The sequence below is a fragment of the Staphylococcus sp. GDY8P198P genome (assembly GCF_017891615.1).
Lineage (GTDB): Bacteria > Bacillota > Bacilli > Staphylococcales > Staphylococcaceae > Staphylococcus > Staphylococcus cohnii.
This window is the reverse complement of record NZ_JAESJQ010000005.1, coordinates 381,927-396,177: the sequence shown is the minus strand read 5'-3', so window position 1 is coordinate 396,177 and position 14,251 is coordinate 381,927. Positions and strand designations below refer to the sequence as shown.

General features: G+C 34.0%; 11 protein-coding genes. 10 read left to right on the top strand and 1 reads right to left on the bottom strand.

All coding sequences use genetic code 11. The features are described 5' to 3' along the window. The first annotated feature begins 35 nt into the window (after window positions 1-35). From KA824_RS06320 to KA824_RS06295, 6 genes are all read left to right on the top strand, one after another. Complete coding sequence (locus tag KA824_RS06320; RefSeq protein ID WP_107384012.1) at window positions 36-1,211, top strand: M20 family metallopeptidase; 1,176 nt, start codon at window positions 36-38, stop codon at window positions 1,209-1,211. Between the two features lie 306 nt (window positions 1,212-1,517). Continuing rightward, window positions 1,518-1,985, top strand: coding sequence for a hypothetical protein (locus KA824_RS06315; RefSeq protein ID WP_107383983.1), 468 nt, complete (start codon window positions 1,518-1,520; stop codon window positions 1,983-1,985). 40 nt (window positions 1,986-2,025) lie between these two features. Further along, window positions 2,026-2,718, top strand: a complete 693-nt coding sequence (locus KA824_RS06310) for an alpha/beta hydrolase (protein ID WP_107383984.1) — start codon at window positions 2,026-2,028, stop codon at window positions 2,716-2,718. 225 nt (window positions 2,719-2,943) lie between these two features. Then, window positions 2,944-4,320 carry an MFS transporter gene (locus KA824_RS06305; RefSeq protein ID WP_432576171.1) on the top strand — a complete coding sequence of 459 codons (1,377 nt, stop codon included), beginning with the start codon at window positions 2,944-2,946 and terminating at the stop codon, window positions 4,318-4,320. A gap of 465 nt (window positions 4,321-4,785) precedes the next feature. Continuing rightward, the gene (locus KA824_RS06300; RefSeq protein ID WP_107383986.1) at window positions 4,786-5,319 is read left to right on the top strand and encodes a methylated-DNA--[protein]-cysteine S-methyltransferase; all 534 of its coding nucleotides are present in this window, start codon (window positions 4,786-4,788) and stop codon (window positions 5,317-5,319) included. Window positions 5,320-5,484: 165 nt separating this feature from the next. Then, the gene (locus KA824_RS06295) at window positions 5,485-7,044 is read left to right on the top strand and encodes a BCCT family transporter (RefSeq protein ID WP_107383987.1); all 1,560 of its coding nucleotides are present in this window, start codon (window positions 5,485-5,487) and stop codon (window positions 7,042-7,044) included. Between the two features lie 256 nt (window positions 7,045-7,300). Here the strand turns inward: KA824_RS06295 and KA824_RS06290 are convergent, their stop codons facing one another. Further along, window positions 7,301-8,473, bottom strand: a complete 1,173-nt coding sequence (locus KA824_RS06290; protein WP_107383988.1) for a hydroxymethylglutaryl-CoA synthase — start codon at window positions 8,471-8,473, stop codon at window positions 7,301-7,303. A gap of 103 nt (window positions 8,474-8,576) precedes the next feature. Here KA824_RS06290 and KA824_RS06285 point away from each other — a divergent pair, with 103 nt between their 5' ends. The 4 genes from KA824_RS06285 (at window position 8,577) to nhaC (ending at window position 14,079) form a co-directional block, all read left to right on the top strand. Continuing rightward, window positions 8,577-9,731, top strand: coding sequence for a thiolase family protein (locus tag KA824_RS06285; protein ID WP_181187345.1), 1,155 nt, complete (start codon window positions 8,577-8,579; stop codon window positions 9,729-9,731). Further along, the gene (locus tag KA824_RS06280) at window positions 9,731-11,011 is read left to right on the top strand and encodes a hydroxymethylglutaryl-CoA reductase, degradative (protein ID WP_107383990.1); all 1,281 of its coding nucleotides are present in this window, start codon (window positions 9,731-9,733) and stop codon (window positions 11,009-11,011) included. The genes KA824_RS06285 and KA824_RS06280 overlap by 1 nt, the downstream gene beginning before the upstream one ends. A 207-nt stretch (window positions 11,012-11,218) precedes the next feature. Next, on the top strand, window positions 11,219-12,193 hold the full coding sequence (locus tag KA824_RS06275; protein ID WP_107383991.1) for an SMP-30/gluconolactonase/LRE family protein: 975 nt from the start codon (window positions 11,219-11,221) through the stop codon (window positions 12,191-12,193). A 425-nt stretch (window positions 12,194-12,618) separates the two neighbouring features. After that, window positions 12,619-14,079 (top strand): Na+/H+ antiporter NhaC, encoded by a 1,461-nt coding sequence (nhaC, locus tag KA824_RS06270; RefSeq protein ID WP_107383992.1) that lies wholly within the window; start codon window positions 12,619-12,621, stop codon window positions 14,077-14,079. Window positions 14,080-14,251: the final 172 nt, after the last annotated feature.

Sequence of the window (14,251 nt, the reverse complement as noted above, 5' to 3'; positions counted from 1 at the left end):
ATTAAGGTATCGTATATTTCATTGGAGGAATGATTATAATGAAACAATTGATTGAAACATTGAAAGAAAAAGAAACACGTATGATAGAAATACGTCGTTACTTACATCAACACCCAGAACTATCTTTTTGTGAGAAAGAAACACCTAAATATATAGAAGCATTTTATGAAGGTAAAGATTGTAAAGTTGAAACGAATGTGGGTCCAAATGGTTTGAAAGTTACTATTGATAGTGGTAAACCAGGCAAGACAATCGCAATTCGTGCTGATTTTGATGCTTTACCAATTCAAGAAGATACAGGCCTAGCATTTGCTTCGAAAAATGATGGTGTCATGCATGCATGTGGGCATGATGCACATACGGCATATATGTTAATTCTTGCAGAAACACTTATTGAAATAAAAGATCAATTTAATGGTAAAGTTGTTGTCATACATCAACCAGCTGAAGAAGTACCTCCTGGTGGTGCACAAGCAATGATTAAAGACGGTGTTTTAGATGGTGTTGATCATGTATTGGGTGTTCATGTCATGAGTCATATGCCTGCAGGTAATATCTATTACAGAGAAGGTAACGTGCAAACTGGACGTGATTTCTTTAAGCTTAAAGTCAATGGTCAAGGTGGTCATGGGTCGTCTCCACATACAGCAAATGATAGTATTGTAGCAGGTGCATACTTTGTGAATGCATTACAGACGATTGTTTCAAGACGATTAAATCCGTTTGAAACGGGTGTTGTTACAATAGGTTCATTTGATGGTAAAGGACAATTCAATGTGATTAAAGATAGTATTGAAATAGAAGGTGACGTACGCGCGTTAACCGATGATACTAAAAATACAATTAAAAAAGAAGTGACACGTTTGTCCGAAGGATTGGAAGCAATGTTTGGTGTCACATGTGAATTAGACTACCATGATGATTATCCAGCCTTGTACAATGATCCTGAATTCACAAAATTTGTTGTAGATACTATACAAGAAGCGGATACTGATGCAATTTCAAGTGTTGAAAGATGTGAGCCACAACCGCCTTCAGAAGATTTTGCTTACTACGCTAAGGCAATTCCTGGCACATTTATTTATGCTGGAGCTGCACCAGAAAACGGTGATATTCATCCGCACCATCATCCTAAATTTAATATCAGTGAAAGTTCAATGCGAGTTTCTGCAGAAGCTGTAGGATTAACAGTATTAAATTATCTTAAATAAAATATTTGTGTTCATTTGTGAATGTTACCATGTGTTTACTGTGGCATACACGAGTTTACAATATTATTTAAAGCCAATTAAAATTTGAGATTAAAAGTGTGCGCATACGGAGTTTATTACATGATAAACCATCTGTATACGCACGTTTTTCGTTGTATGAAAAACAAGCATATATAGAAAAAATAAAACTACGATGAAGACTTTTGAGCTATTTCATTAATACAAAAAAGTACGTATGATAACTAAAGGTTTAATATGAGGTCATTTGGTGTATATGTTAAATGAAAAAAGAAAGGAATGATTACATTGAATGGCGAGAAAAAAATAAATACTTTGTTAGAAGACTATAATAAGCAATTAAAAAAATTATTTAAGTATGATAAAGCAAATGCGCTTGCTTTTGATAATGAAAGTAGAAGTAAAGTTGCAGAACAAAAAGGTGTTTTTGTGATTTTTGAAAATAAAACACCAATATTTGTAGGACAAGCTGGTGGATTTATGACTGGTTTTAAATTTACGCAAAAAGATTTATATGATAAATTAGGACAATTTAATTCAGCTTCAGACACTGGAACTACAAAATTTAGAAAGGCTTATATAGAACATCACGGTTTAGATGAAGCGGAAATGAAAAACATTAAAGCAAATGAAAAAAAGTTAAAGTTTCAATATATTAAAGTTAAAGATAATTTAGCTTTTATCAATATTTTAGAAATTTTAGCATTAGAGTATGCTAAGAAAAATAAAATAAAATTATTTAATTTCTCTAGTTAAAGCGTGGTGTTTTTGAACTGCTAAGAAGGTGGTGATTAAAATGAATGTTAAAACATTTAAGATTCATTTTCAAGAACATGTGATTTTTGTGAAATTGCCCAAAGCATATGATGAAAAGAAAGAAAGTGGCTATCCGCTGATATTAGTGCAAGATGGAGACGCGTTATTTAAAGATGTTGAGCGAGATATTATATTTGTCGGAGTGCTTCCCAACAATAGAAATCAGGAATATAGCCCATGGGGAGCAGTCGTAGATGGGATTAATTATAGAGGGGAAGCAGATGCTTATATTTTATGGATAACTAAGCATTTGCTTCCTTATTTAAGAAAATGTTTTAATATATCTCAAAGAACTGAAGATATCGGTATAGCTGGTGCTTCATTAGGCGGATTACTTTCTTTGTATACATTATTTAAAAGTCCAGAAAGTTTTGGCCGTTATATATTAATATCACCTTCAGTATGGTATCCAGGATTTGTGGCATTTATGAAACAACAAACGATTATTAAAGAGGACAAACAAATTTATTGGTATGTAGGAGAGCTTGAAGGACAGCAACAGCTTAGCATTAAACAAGAAATGTTTGTTCAAACAGAATTAGCTGTAGATATATTAAGTGAATTAATGATTTCTGAGAAGGCATTACTCTATTATACTATCAATAAAAGAGGCCAACACAATGTAACGTACTTCAAAAGATATTTTGCTAAAGCGATCAAAAAATTATTTTGATATTGTCAATTTTAAGAAAAAATTAAGTTTTTTAAATTTAATTATCAGAAAATTCATAATAATTAGAGGGTAACATCCCAATTTTCTATAAAATAGTGATAATATTTTAGGTATATGAATTTTTATAAATTGTATTATAACTCATTATAGTATTCAAATTTATAAAATGATGAACGAATGGATTCATCATTATCATTATTTGAAATAGGGGATGCTTTTATGACAATGAAGACAGAAAAAGTCTCAGGTAGCATGTTGTTAACTGGTATTGTTTTATCTATATTAACATATTGGTTATTTGCTCAATCTTTTTTGAATATTGGGCCTAAAATACAAACTACTTTTGATGCGAGTCCAGATATCGTAAATATTTCAGTGAGTTTAACATCATTTGTGACAGGTGTATTTATGGTAGTGGCTGGGAATATATCAGATAAATTTGGTAAAGTGAAATTAACTAGAATTGCTTTAGTGTTGAGTATTATCGGTTCGCTGATGTTGATTGTTTCTGGAAATATTGTGATGCTACTACTTGGTAGAATTGTACAGGGCTTTTCTGCAGCGATTATCATGCCAGCCACAATATCTATAGTGAATGACTTTTTTGATGGAGATGATAGACAAAAAGCACTCAGTTTTTGGTCAATCGGTGCATTTGGTGGTACTGGCTTATCTTCCTTTTTTGCAGGTGCAATGGCTACATTTATTTTTTGGCAATCCATTTTCATATTATCGATTATATTATCAATCTTGGCTTTAGTTTTATTGCGTGAATTACCAGAAAGTCGCATTAATAAAGCGGAAGCGAGCCCGTTTGATTATATAGGTTTAATTATTTTTATTATTATGATTGGTAGTATTAGCTTTGTAATTACACAGGGTTATAAAATAGGATGGCTAAATGCTGTAACAGTAATGTTATTTGTCATATTTTTAATTTGTATATACATATTTTTTAAAGTAGAACGAGTCAAAAAGGTGCCATTTATTGATTTAGATTTATTTAAAAATAGACCTTATATTGGTGCTGTTTTAGCTAATTTCTTATTAAATACTGGCGTTGGAGTAATTGCCTTATTAAATATGTACGTACAAAGTGGTTTGAAATTAACAGCTTTCCAAGCAGGATTGTTAACATTGCCTTATTTAATTTCGTTATTGCTTGTCATTCGCTTAGGTGAGAAAAGTATAAAAAGATTTGGTGCCAAACGTGCGATGATTATTGGACCAATATTTACTGGTTTAGGTGTATTAATGTTTAGTTTGACATTTTTTGATACTGCTATTTATGTTGTTGTAGCGCTAATTGGCGCTGTGTTTTTTGGTGGTGGTACAGGATTATTTGCTACACCAGCTTTAAGTACAGCGGTTTCCACGACACCACCAGAAAAAGTTGGTGTCGCTTCAGGTATTTTTAAAATGGGCTCTACATTAGGTGGTGCATTTGGTATTGCAATTATGACTTCTATTTTTACTGGTATTATTCAGAGTGGTCAAAACATGCATATTGCTGCAGGTGTAGGCTTCATAGTAGGGACTTGTTTAGTATTATGTGGTGTTTTAGCAAGTGCAATCGTTATACCAACACGGAAAGTTAAATAGTGAAGACATTTCTTTTATTCATAGTTACGTTGAGTCTGGGACATCATTGATTTGTTCCAGGCTCATTTATATTGTCAGTAGATGGGTTAAGTGAAAATTAACACCACTACTCAATTTATTGAATTAATAGGGCTTATGAATGAACTTCAGCTCGGGTCATCATTTTAAATTTTTTAAATACTAGTCCTCTTTGTTGGTATAGGACGACGAAATTTATTTGCATAAAATTAGATTTTTCTCTTGTCCTTTATCATAAAGCAAGTGAATTGAGTGGTCAGGTGGAAATAAATATATCATGGTAAATTGAGTCCAATGTAGTAATTGCGCTTTTTGGTACGCAGTAACTAAGAAGCTATGTATTTACTTACGAGGGCTTTCTATTATGAAGAAGTATCAAGATCTATTTTACATTAAAATTTAAAAGGATTATGATAATTACAAAATATACTAGAAAGAAGTGATACGATGCACTATAAGACATATTATGAATCACCAATTGGTCGGGTTGCACTAACGTCGGATGGCGAAGCAATTACAGGATTGTGGTTACCTAAACATGATGATTTTGAATCAAATTATGATGAATCGTTAACAGAAGCAGACTTACCAATTTTTGAAAAAGCGATTATTTGGCTTGATAAATATTTTTCTGGAAATAATCCTAAAATAGATTTTGCACTAAAACCTATAGGAACCGAATTCAGGGAGCAAGTTTGGGATGTTTTATTGAAAATACCATATGGAGAGACTGTCACTTATGGTGATATTGCTAAAGAAATAGGTATTAAAAGAAATAAACCAAATATGTCTTCACAAGCAGTGGGTGGTGCTGTTGGTACAAACCCGATTTCTATTATAATTCCATGTCATAGAGTAGTTGGCAAAAACGGTAGTCTTACTGGTTACGGTGGTGGCATTGATACTAAAATTGAGTTATTGAAACTGGAAAAAGTAGATATGCAAACACTTTATAGACCGAAACATAGTACAAAACCGTAAATATAACATAGTTTCCTGACTGAAAATTATTGTAAGTAAATATTATTATTTTATACATTTTGTATTTTTTATCAATAAAATTTCCTAAAAATATAAAGTTGTTTCTCTTACTCAGTGTGTTATCCTATAAAACGTCTTTTTATTATTATTAGAGGGGTGGAAAATTTGGATAATACAAAAAAGTCGTTTTCTAGTGTGTTTATCTATTCGGCACTAGTCGTAGGCTTATTAGTAGTTATTGGAGCTATCTTTCCAGCTAAATTTGGAGAAATTACTGGCGTTATTTCTTCTTGGGTAACAAAAACGTTTGGCTGGTATTATATGTTACTGTATACAGTAATTTTAGGTTTTTGTGTATTTTTAGTCTTCAGCCCTATTGGGAAATTGAAATTAGGTAAACCAACAGATAAACCGGAATTTCACACGGTATCTTGGTTAGCGATGTTATTCAGTGCAGGTATGGGCATAGGTCTCGTATTTTATGGTTCTTCAGAACCGATATCACATTATTTAGCGCCGCCAACAGCAGATCCTGAAACAAAGGAAGCAATGGCACAAGCCTTTAGATCCTCATTTATTGATTATGGATTTCATCCTTGGGCAGTATACGGTGTAGTGGCATTAGGCTTGGCATATTCTCAATTTCGTAAAGGAGAAAATGGCTTAATTTCTAGAACGCTAAGACCAGTGTTGGGTGATAGAGTGGATGGCCCAATTGGTGTCGTAGTAGATGTTTTAGCGGTGTTTGCTACTATTATTGGTGTAGCAGTTTCTTTAGGTGTAGGCGCAATACAAATAAACGGTGGTTTAAATTATTTATTTGGTGTGCCGAATAATGCTGTTGTTCAAGGAATTATTATTGCTGTAGTTACAGTGTTATTTTTATATAGTGCGTGGAGTGGCTTGAGTAAAGGTATCCAATATTTAAGTAATTTAAATATGTTTTTAGCAGCATTATTACTTATTGTTATTTTTATTGTAGGACCAACCGTACTGATATTAAATATGATGACAAGTGGTACTGGTGATTACCTTAATTCACTTATTTTTAATAGTTTAGATGTAGCACCATTAAATGAACAAAAAGCTGAGTGGTTGAAAAGCTGGACAATTTATTATTGGGGCTGGTGGATGAGCTGGAGTCCATTTGTTGGTATATTTATTGCGAGAATCTCTAAAGGTCGTAGTATTCGCGAATTTGTAATTGCCGTATTAGGTGTACCAGTTGTGATTAGTATTATTTGGTTTAGTGCATTTGGTGTAACTGGTATAGACGTAGGGCAATCTCATAGCGAGATATTTAAAATGCCACCAGAAACGCAATTATTCGGTATATTTAACGAGTTGCCATTTGGATTTATACTATCAATTATTGCGTTAGCATTAATCGCTTCATTCTTTATCACTTCTGCAGACTCTGCAACCTTTGTTTTAGGTATGCAAACTGCATATGGTACATTGAATCCGTCAGGATTTATAAAAATTGTTTGGGGACTTGCATTAGCAGCTATCGCGTATGTACTATTATTGGCTGGTGGTGACACTGGATTAGATGCACTGCAATCTGCGGCAATTATTTCAGCATTACCGTTTAGTTTTGTAGTTATCTTAATGATGATTTCCTTATATAAAGATGGAAATGAAGAACGTAAATATTTAGGGTTATCGTTACAACCCAAAAGAGATATTGAAACGCAAGATTTAGACGAAACGAACCGTGGTTAAATCTCATAGGTAATCTAATCATAATGTGTTTAACATAATAAAAGAGGATGGCTTTTATGTAAGTGAATTAAAAGTCATCCTCTTTATTTTATATAAAAAAACCCGTAATTGAATATCAAAAAATTCATTTACGGGCTTGAATATTTGGAATTGTATTTAACCTTCGATTTTAGATAAAGTTTTTTAGATACATATACCATTTTCTATGTCACCAATCATACTAAATGAAGTGAGGTAAGATTAAGTGAATTGAAACTTAATTTAATGTATTATAATTACGAATATGATCACTGATGCTTTCGAGATAGAAAATACCTTTTGTTTCATTTGCTAACTCTATATCATGATCAAATTCAAGGTTGTCGAAACGTTTGAAAAATGTTTCATATGTGTCAACAGAGATTTCTGTACGATGATTTAATAGATCTTTATGTTTTTCTATATCAAGTGCATCTTGATAGCCTTCGACTAATTTACCACTAAAGAATTCACCAACAGAACCTGAACCATAGCTGAACAAACCAATTGTATCACCAGCGTTTAATTCAGTATGTGTTTCTAACAATGAAATTAGACTTAAGTACAATGACCCAGTATAAATATTACCTACATAACGATTGTAATAAGTTGCTGCGTCATACCCTGTAGTTAATCGTTCTTTAGTTTCTGTGTTGATATCTTCTGTTAAGATAGAATCGAGTGCTTTTTTACCCATTTTAGTAAATGGTACGTGGAAACATAATGATTTAAATGTATCTAATGTAGTATTATATCTACGTGCATATTCATTCCAACTTTCTTGGAATGAGTGGATATAGGCATCTTTTGATAATGCACCATCCACTAACGGGTACGGTTGTCCACTTGGACGCCAAAAATCGTATACATCTTCTGTAAATGCGACTGCGTCATCATTTAGTTCAAGAATACGTGGGTTTTGTGTTATCATCATAGCAACTGCACCTGCGCCTTGCGTTGGCTCACCGCCAGATTCTAGACCATAGCGAGCAGTATCACTAGCAATAACTAAAACTTTTTCGTTAGGGCGGCTGGCAATATAATCTTTCGCTAATTGAATAGCAGGCGTAGCAGCGTAACAAGCTTCTTTCATTTCAATACAACGCGCGAATGGTTGAATACCTAATAGATTATGTATTTGAACCGCAGATGCTTTAGCAGAATCTATAGCAGATTCAGTAGCAACAATAACCATACTAATTTGTTTTTTATCATCTTCAGTGATGATTTCTTTGGCAGCATTGGCACCCATAGTTACAATATCTTGGCTCATTGGGCTAACTGCCATTTCATTTTGCCCAATGCCAATAAGAAATTTATTTGGGTCAACTTGACGAGATTCGGCAAGTTTAGCCATGTCTACATAAAAATTTGGAACATAAAAATTGATTTGATCAATACCAACTGTCATAAAGTGTATCGACACCTTTCTTTTAATAAATAAGCAATTGTATCATATCAAATCATATGTATAAAAGACAATTATTTACAATATGCTCAAAAGGAGAATAATAATGAAAAAAATAGCAATCGTAAGTGCCAAGCGGACACCTATAGGAAAATTCAGAGGTAAATTAAGTAATTATACTGCAGTAGAATTAGGTACAAAAACGTTAGAGGCTGCTATGTCAGCCATTAATCTCAAACCTGAAATGATAGAGCAAGTCATTTATGGCAATGTACTTCAGGTTGGAAGTGGCCAAAATCCTGCACGACAAGTTAGTATCAATGCTGGTGTGCCTAATACAACACCTGCGATGACGATTAACGAAGTTTGTGGTTCTGGGTTAAAATCTATCATACTTGGCAAGCAACAAATCCAATTAGGAGAAGCAAAAGTAGTAGCTGTTGGAGGTATTGAAAGTATGACAAATGCGCCCAAAATACTATTTGATGAAGAAACAACACCAGTTGAAAGTTTTATGCATGACGGTTTAACTGATGCATTTCTAAATGTACCAATGGGTGTTACAGCAGAGAAAATAGCGGAAAAATATAATGTCACACGAGAACAACAAGATGCGTTTGCGAACGATTCACAACATAAAGCAGCGCAAGCTTCAGAAGCAGGTAAATTTGATAATGAAATTGTTACATTAACAGATAATGAAGGCGAATTAATGACGGTAGATGAAGGCATTCGTGGCAATAGTAGTATTGAAAAATTAAGTACTTTAAAAACAATATTTAAAGAAGATGGCACTGTCACAGGTGGGAATGCTTCAAGTATCAATGATGGCGCATCAACAATTATTTTGATGGATGCGGATTATGCAAGGCAAGAAGGCTTTGAAATTATTGCAACATTAGGTGAACACGCGGAAATTGGCTGTGATCCTACCTATATGGGGTACGCGCCGTATCATGCAGTGACGGAATTATTAACAAAATCCAAGAAAGACATGGAGGATATTGACGTTGTGGAAATGACAGAAGCATTTGCTGCTCAAAGTATACCGGTTAAAAACAATTTAGAGATACATCCTGATAAGCTTAACTTATATGGTGGTGCCATTGCTTTAGGTCATCCAATAGGTGCAAGTGGTACACGATTGGTGACTACTTTAGTAAATATCTTATCACAAGAAAATAAACGAAACGGGATTGCAACTGCATGTATTGGTGGCGGTTTAGGTATCGCATTATATGTAGAAAAGGGGAATGCCTAATGTTACCTTTAGGTAAAGATTTTCGCCATTTATCACGTGAGGAGAAGTTAGATTGTCTACTTGATTATGGTTGGTTGAATAAAGATAATCACGATATGTTATTAACACATCCTTTAATTCCAGAAGAAATTGCCAACAGTTTAATTGAAAATGTGATTGGTCAAGGTGCGTTGCCTGTCGGGTTACTACCTGAAATTATTGTAGACGACAAATCATATGTTGTTCCAATGATGGTTGAAGAACCCTCTGTTGTTGCAGCTGCAAGCTATGGTGCAAAGTTAGTCAACGAAACAGGTGGGTTTCATGTCGTAGCTAGTGAGCGATTAATGATTGGACAAATTGTTTTTGATAACGTAAAGGATACACAACGTTTATCTCAAAATATTAAAGATCTTGAGCCGAAGATTAAGCAAATTGCAGATGAGTCTTATCCTAGTATTATTGAAAGAGGTGGCGGTTACCGTCGAATTGAAATAGATACTTTTCCAGAAGCGGAGTTATTATCGCTCAAAGTATTTGTAGATACAAAAGATGCAATGGGTGCTAACATGTTAAATACAATATTAGAGGGGATTTCTGCATATTTAAAAACGGAACTTGAAGATGTAGATATATTAATGAGTATTCTATCTAATCACGCCACTGCTTCTGTTGTTAAAGTACAAGGTGAGATAGATATTCAATCACTATCCAAAGGTGGACGTGACGGTGCCGAAGTAGCACGTAGAATGGAAAGAGCATCTGTGTTAGCGCAAGTAGATATTCATCGTGCAGCGACGCATAACAAGGGTGTGATGAATGGCATTCACGCAGTTGTCTTAGCTACAGGTAATGATACGCGTGGTGCTGAAGCTAGTGCTCACGCATATGCGAGTAAAGATGGACAGTATCGAGGTATAGCTACTTGGCAATATGATGTAACACGCCAAAAATTAATTGGTACGATTGAGGTGCCAATGACACTGGCAACAGTTGGTGGAGGTACACGTGTCTTACCTATTGCTCGAGCTGCTTTAGATTTAATGAAAGTTGATTCAGCACAAGAACTTGGTCATGTTGTAGCTGCAGTTGGTTTAGCTCAAAACTTTGCAGCATGTCGTGCACTGGTTTCGGAAGGTATTCAAAAAGGTCATATGAGTTTACAATATAAATCATTAGCAATTGTTGTGGGTGCGCAAGGTGATGAAATCGCTAGAGTCGCTGAACTGTTAAAAGAAAAACCGAGCGCAAATGCAGCTATGGCAGAACAGATTCTCAATCAAATTAGAGAAGCATATTAGCGATTGAATTATATTTTTGATAGGTATCATTGAGACTTTAAAATATTTAATATGATTGATGGAGTAATGACTCATTGTTTTCATTACTCCGTCTTTTTGCGCAATAAATGACTTTGAATTAAAATATAAATATTTTATTTTGTGATTTGAGTTCCATATAATATAAATTACAAGCTCGAAAGAAAAGATTAAAAGAAAAGAGGGAGTATGATGGGGAATAATCTACCGGCATTATCATATGATCACAAGAATCATTCTGTGGTGCCAATTTTAGCATCGGAACAAAGTCTACAAACAATAACTGCAGAACCTTGGTTGGAAATTTCAGATGAAGGATTACAATTAGAAGGTTTATGCTTTGATAGAAATGGTGATTTAACACTTTGCGAAGTGTTTGGGGGAACTGTTTTTCATGTGACTTTGCCAGACAAAAAAGTAACTCAGCTTTTTACATCACATAAAGAAAATCCTGCAGCTGTTAAAATCCACAAGGATGGAAGATTATTTGTTTGTTATTTGGGTGACTTTGAGCGTTCAGGCGGCGTGTTTGCAGTTAATGCTGAGGGAGAAGCAGAAGAGACGATTGTGTCAGACATTGACACAGAATATTGTGTAGATGATTTAGTGTTTGATAGTAAAGGTGGATTTTATTTTACTGATTTTAGAGGATACTCTACGAATCTTAAAGGTGGCGTATATTATGTTGCGCCAGATTATAAATCCATAACACCTGTGCTTCAAAATTTAGCTGTTGCCAATGGCGTAGCTTTAAGTACTGACGAAAAAACACTTTGGGTAACTGAAACAAATGCGAACCGATTACATCGTATTGATTTACTAGAAGACGGTGTAACCATTGCACCATTTGGCGCTTCTATACCTTACCATTTTACTGGACACGAAGGGCCAGATTCATGTTGTATAGACAGTGATGATAATTTATACGTAGCAATGTATGGACAGGGCAGAGTATTAGTGTTTAATAAAAAAGGTTATCCTATTGGACAAATTTTAATCCCGGGTCGTGATCAAGGGCATATGCTTCGTTCAACCCATCCAGCATTTATCCCAGGGACGGATCAGTTAGTGATTTGTGCTAATGATATTGAACAAGGCGGAGGTTCTTGGATTTATACGGCGAAAGGCTTTGCAAAAGGTCATCATAGCTATCAATTTCAGTAAATATGCCTCATAAAAATGCTTTAGAGCGCGGATAGAAATCTAATTTTATTAAAATAATTTCGTCATCTCAGCTTGGCAAAGATGACGAATATTGAAGAAAGTATAAAATGATTACCTGAACTTCACTTCATGCATAAGCACTACTAACTCAATTACAGACAATATGAAAAAGTCTAGGACGAAGCAATGTCGTCTAGACTTTTTTAGTATATACCACCTTTGTTAATCGCATTTATATTTTATTGTTGTAAAAATCAAAGAATTTAAATCATTATTTGAAGTTTACAGACAGGAGAGTAAGTCGAGTAATGACGCTGATTTTAAGTATAACAATAAATTAATTGAGATGAAATTCATTAAAAATTTATAAATATACTATTGAAAGCGCATACATTTTTAAGTATGATATAAAATAACAAAGGTAGGTGTTTGTTATTTTAAAGCCAAAAGATAAGCATAACGAAGAAAAACATGATTTAAAGAAGCCACTAGGTGTTACGTCGGCGGTCGTTACATTGTCAATTATGATTATTACGATGTTAATAACTGTGGCTGTATTAGAAAAAGAACCTCATATTCCTCTAATGATTGGTACTGCGGTCGCTATCATTGTGACTATGTTGCATGGATATGAATTTAGTGAAGTAGAAGAAATGATGTACAAGGGCATACGGCATGCTTTGCCAGCGATTGTTATTATTATACTTGTAGGTTTAGTTATTGGCTCATGGATTGGTAGCGGTGTCGTAGCAACAATGATATTTTATGGGCTTCAGTTAATAGACCCTCGTTATTTTTTAGCAGTTGTAGTTATATTATGTGGTGTCGTAGCGTTAGCTATCGGTAGTAGTTGGTCGACAATGGCTACTGTTGGTGTTGCATCAATGGGTATTGGTGTTAGTATGGGTATTTCTCCAGGCATGGTCGCTGGTGCAGTCATTTGTGGTGCTTATTTTGGTGATAAGATGAGCCCATTATCAGATACGACAAATCTTGCTTCAGGATTATCTGGTGTTGAATTATTTGAGCATATTAAACATATGTTCTATACCACAATTCCAGCTGTGATTATTGCGTTAATTGCATTTTTCTTTATTGGTATGCAGTATGGTAATAAAAATTTTGATACGAAGCGTATCGATGCAATTCTTAACACTATGCAAGATAATTTTGTGATTACACCATGGTTGTTGTTAGTACCTTTAGTAGTTATTGTATTAGTAACGTTCAAAGTTCCAGCTATTCCAGCAATTTGTGTCGGCATTATATTTGGATTTTTTGCTCAAATTTTTGTACAAGGTGGAAGCATAACGGAAGCGCTGACTGCTTTGCAAACAGGATATACGATTGAATCAGGTAATAAACTTGTAGATGAACTGTTTAATCGTGGCGGTTTAGAATCAATGTTTTATACGATTTCATTGACTTTAGTAGCGATGACTTTTGGTGGCGTATTGGAATATTCGGGTATGCTATCTGCATTAATTTCGGTGATTTTAAAAGTAGCGAGAACAACTGGTTCATTGATTGCATCAGTGATTATTTCTTGTATCGGCACTAACTTTACATGTTCAGAACAATACATATCTATTATTGTACCTTCTAGAATGTATGCGAGTGCTTTTAAAGACAAAGGCTTACATCCTAAGAACCTATCTAGGGCATTAGAAGATGGTGGAACATTAACTTCAGTATTCGTACCTTGGAATACATGTGGTGTATTTATCGCATCTACGTTAGGCGTATCGGTAATGGAATATGCACCATTTGCTATTGTGAATTATACAGTTCCTATAATTTCAGTTATTTTTGGATTTATTGGGTTTAAAATAATTAAATTAAAAGATTCAGATGAAGGAAATACAGACAATGCTAACTTAGCTTAATTTAGCGGAGTTTATGAAAATCTATCATTTACTATAAAAAGAGGGGAAATCAAGTGTGATATTTGGTTTCTCTTTTTTATAGTGAAAATGAGCATAGAAATTGATTATACATATCAGGATGATTTTTCAATAATCCTAATCATTTCAATACATTAAATAATGCATAAACTAA